The sequence below is a fragment of the Spirillospora sp. NPDC049652 genome (assembly GCF_040675125.1).
GTDB lineage: Bacteria > Actinomycetota > Actinomycetes > Streptosporangiales > Streptosporangiaceae > Spirillospora.
Map to the genome: position 1 here is coordinate 1 of NZ_JBFAOF010000713.1, position 3,895 is coordinate 3,895.

Sequence of the window (3,895 nt, forward strand, 5' to 3'; positions counted from 1 at the left end):
GACACCCCGGGGCTGGCGTCCTGGCTGACCGGCTCCTGACCGGTACCGGCCGCAGGTCCCATAACTCCCGAGTTATCCGCCTCTGGGATGGTCCGGGGACCGCCGCCTCCACCATGATCGGCGCAGGAGGTCAGCCATGCTCATTCGCGCGGCCGCCGCCATCACGGCGGCCATCACCCCCCTGTCCATGGTCGCGGCCATGGCGCCCGCCCACGCCGGGGAACCCGCCGCCACGGTCGTCCCCGTGCAGGTCACCGGCGACCCGGCCAAGCGGTTCAACCTGGTGCTGCTCGGCGACGGCTACACCGAGGCCGACATGCCGGCGTTCCGGCAGAACGTCGACAAGCACCTGAACGTGCTGTGGAGCATCGAGCCGTACAAGTCCTACCGCAGCTACATCAACGTGTACCGGGTGGAGATCCCGTCGAAGGTCTCCGGCGTGAGCTGCGACCCGGGCGTGACGGACGCCAAGAGGGACACGCCGCTCTCGATGTCGTTCTGGAGCGGCTGCCGGACCGACGGCATCCAGCGGCTGCTGGTCATGGACCAGGACGCCGCGAACCGGTACGCGAGCCTCGTCAAGGGCGTCCCCGCGGCGAACCGGCAGATCCTCGCGCTGGCCAACAGCACCACCTACGGCGGCGCGGGCGGCACGTACGCCACCGCGTCCGGCGGCAACGCCATGTCCGCGCTGATCTCCCCGCACGAACTCGGCCACTCGGTCGGCGGGCTGGACGACGAGTACGACTACTACTACCGGGGCGTCCCCGGCGGGACCTACAGCGGCGGGGAGCCCGACTCGCTCCACCACACGCTGCTGACCGAGGCGCAGATGCGGCAGGGCCGCCTCAAGTGGTGGCGCTGGCTCGGCGAGCGCAGCGAGGCGGGCGGGACGATCGGCCGCTACGAGGGCGGCATGTACTACAGCAAGGGCGTCTGGCGGCCGAGCGAGCACTCCATCATGAAGAAGCTCGGCTACTACTACGACCAGGTGAGCCGCGAGCGAATGACGCAGGCGATCTCGCGGAAGGTCGACCTGATCCAGGACTCCACGCCCGAGGGGACCGTCGGCGCGGACCGCGTGCTGTGGCTGGAGACGCTCCACCCGGTCGACCACGCGCTGCGCGTCACCTGGACCGTGGACGGGCGTCCCGTGCGCGCCGGGCACGACCTGGACCTGCGGCGCCTGCGGCTGAAGCGGGGCGTCCACAAGGTCGGCGTGCGGGTGGACGACCCGACCGCCTTCATCCGCGACCCGGCGGTCCGCGCGTCGTTCGCCAGGTCCCGCACCTGGACGGTCGACACGTCCCTGCGCACGCCGCCGGACAGCACCGCGCCCGGCTTCACCACGACGACGCCGACCGACCGTCCCGTCGGCGCGAACAGCGTCATCGCCGCCGAGACGACGCATCCCGCGACGTCCGCGCCGCGCGTCGAGTGGCGGCTGGACGGACGCCGCGTCCGCGCCGACCGCGACCTGCGGCTGCCGAAGCTCCGGCCGGGGACGCACCGCGTCACCGCGACGGTCGGCACGTCCACCAAGGCGTGGACGGTGGACGCGACGCCGCCGACCGTGACCGCCCAGGCGCAGCAGCCGCCCGCGAAGGACCAGCTCACCCTCAAGCTCACCCCGTCCGACGACCTGCCCGGGTACGTGGTCGCCGAGTTCCGCGTGGACGGCGACGGTTGGTACAACTACTACGGCTGGCCGACCGACTCGACGCGCCCGTTCCTGTTCACCAAGACCGGGACGAACATCGACGACCTGATCTACGGCAAGCTCGCCGCCGGCCGGCACACGATCGAGTACCGCGCCATCGACGCCGCCGGAAATCCCGGAAAACCGCGCAGCCTCACCGTCACCCTGCGCTGAGCACGACCTGATCGCGACCACGGAACGTCCACCACGCCTTCACAGAGGCCGTGGTGGACGTTCCGGCGCGCCCGGCCCGGCAGTCCCGGGGCGGCCCCTTCTCTACGGTCAGGCGAGCTTGCGGCGGTACGCGAGCATGGCGAAGGCGTACGCGACGACCAGGACGCCCAGGCACCAGGCGAGGGCGGTCCAGATGTCGTGGCCGACCGGCCGCCCGGTGAACAGGGCGCGGACCGTGTCGACGATGGACGTCACCGGCTGGTGCTCGGCGAAGGCACGCACGGGGCCGGGCATGGTCCGGGTCGGGACGAACGCCGAACTGACGAACGGCAGGAAGATCAGCGGGTAGGAGAACGCGCTCGCGCCGTCCGCGGACTTCGCCGACAGCCCCGGGATGACGGCGAGCCACGTCAGGGTCAGGGTGAGCAGCAGCAGGAGCCCGGCGACCGCGAGCCAGTCGGCCACCCCGGCGTCCGAGCGGAACCCCATGAGGAGCGCGACCAGCACGACGACCACGAGCGAGACCGCGTTGGCGACCAGCGAGGTCAGCACGTGGGCCCACAGCACGGAGGACCGCGCGATCGGCAGGGACTGGAAGCGCTCGAAGATGCCGCTCTTCATGTCCAGGAAGAGCCGGAACGCCGTGTAGGAGACGCCCGAGGCGATCGTGATGACCAGGATGCCGGGCAGCAGGTAGTCGACGTACCTGCCCGTCCCGGTCCGGACCGCGCCGCCGAAGACGTAGACGAACAGCAGCATGAAGGCGATCGGCATGACCGAGGTCGTGATGATGGTGTCGGGGCTGCGCAGGACGTGACGCAGGGACCTGCCCAGCAGGGCGGAGGTGTCGCCCAGGAATCGCGCCTTCATCCCCGCCGCTCCTCACGCGCCGTGCCCGCGCCCGCGCCCGCGCCGCCGGCGCTGGCGCGGGCGTCTTCGCGGGTGCCGTCTTCTTGGGTGCCGGTTTCTTGGGCGTCGTCGCCGACGATGGCGAAGAAGACGTCCTCCAGCGTGGGCTGCTTCTCGACGTACTCGACCTCGGCGGGCGGCAGGAGCTCCCTGAGTTCGGCGAGCGTGCCGTTCACGATGATCCGGCCGCGGTGCAGGATCGCGATCCGGTCGGCGAGCTGTTCGGCCTCGTCCAGGTACTGGGTGGTGAGCAGCACGGTCGTGCCCCGCCCGGCGAGTTCCCTGACGGCCGCCCACACCTCGACCCGCGCCTGCGGGTCGAGGCCGGTCGTCGGCTCGTCGAGGAAGATGACCGGCGGGCTCCCGATGAGGCTCATCGCGATGTCGAGCCGGCGGCGCATGCCGCCCGAGTAGGTCGAGACCCGCCGGGCGGCCGCGTCGGTCAGCGAGACGCGTTCCAGGAGGGCGTCCGCGATCGCGCCCGGATCCTTCAGGTGCCGCAGCCGGGCGACCAGCACCAGGTTCTCGCGGCCGGTGAGGATCTCGTCCACGGCCGCGAACTGCCCGGTGAGGCTGATGGACTCCCGCACGTCAGCGCCCCGTGTCGCGACGTCGAACCCGTTGACCGTGGCGGTCCCGGCGTCGGCCTTCAGCAGCGTCGCCAGGATGTTCACCACGGTGGTCTTGCCCGCCCCGTTCGAGCCGAGCAGCGCGAAGATGCCGCCGCGCGCCACGTCGAAGTCGACGCCGCGCAGCACCTTCAGCTCCTTGTACGCCTTCTCCAGGCCCCGCACGCGGATCGCGGGGGCCTCCTCTACCGCCATCGGACGTCCCTCTCTCCGGTCACCCCCGCGGGACACCGCACGGTGCCCCGACGCGCCAGCGCGCGCAGCACCTCAGTTGTACCTTGAGTTTTTTAAGGCTGCAACGTCTCGATCTTTATTTTCATGAGGCTGGCTTGACGATTTTTGAGGTCATGGACGTGGGAGTGCAGGTCAGAGGGGTCCGGCTTCCCGGAGAGGACTAACCACGGGCGGGCAGCTCGGCGACGAGGCGGGTGACGTCTTCGTAGGACGGCACGGGCCGACCGCCGGGGCGTCCGGCCACGTCGAG

The 3,895-nt window shown here is 71.0% G+C and carries 3 protein-coding genes; 1 reads left to right on the forward strand and 2 read right to left on the reverse strand.

Annotation, left to right across the window (positions count from 1 at the left end; all coding sequences use genetic code 11):
* The first annotated feature begins 136 nt into the window (after positions 1–136).
* Positions 137–1,873, forward strand: coding sequence for a M64 family metallopeptidase (locus AB0J52_RS31175; RefSeq protein WP_500186311.1), 1,737 nt, complete (start codon positions 137–139; stop codon positions 1,871–1,873).
* A gap of 108 nt (positions 1,874–1,981) precedes the next feature.
* Here AB0J52_RS31175 and AB0J52_RS31180 read toward each other — a convergent pair whose 3' ends face one another.
* Both AB0J52_RS31180 and AB0J52_RS31185 read right to left on the reverse strand, forming a co-directional pair.
* Positions 1,982–2,743, reverse strand: coding sequence for an ABC transporter permease (locus tag AB0J52_RS31180; RefSeq protein WP_500186313.1), 762 nt, complete (start codon positions 2,741–2,743; stop codon positions 1,982–1,984).
* Positions 2,740–3,606 carry an ABC transporter ATP-binding protein gene (locus AB0J52_RS31185; protein ID WP_500186315.1) on the reverse strand — a complete coding sequence of 289 codons (867 nt, stop codon included), beginning with the start codon at positions 3,604–3,606 and terminating at the stop codon, positions 2,740–2,742. The genes AB0J52_RS31180 and AB0J52_RS31185 overlap by 4 nt, the downstream gene beginning before the upstream one ends.
* Positions 3,607–3,895 lie beyond the last annotated feature (289 nt).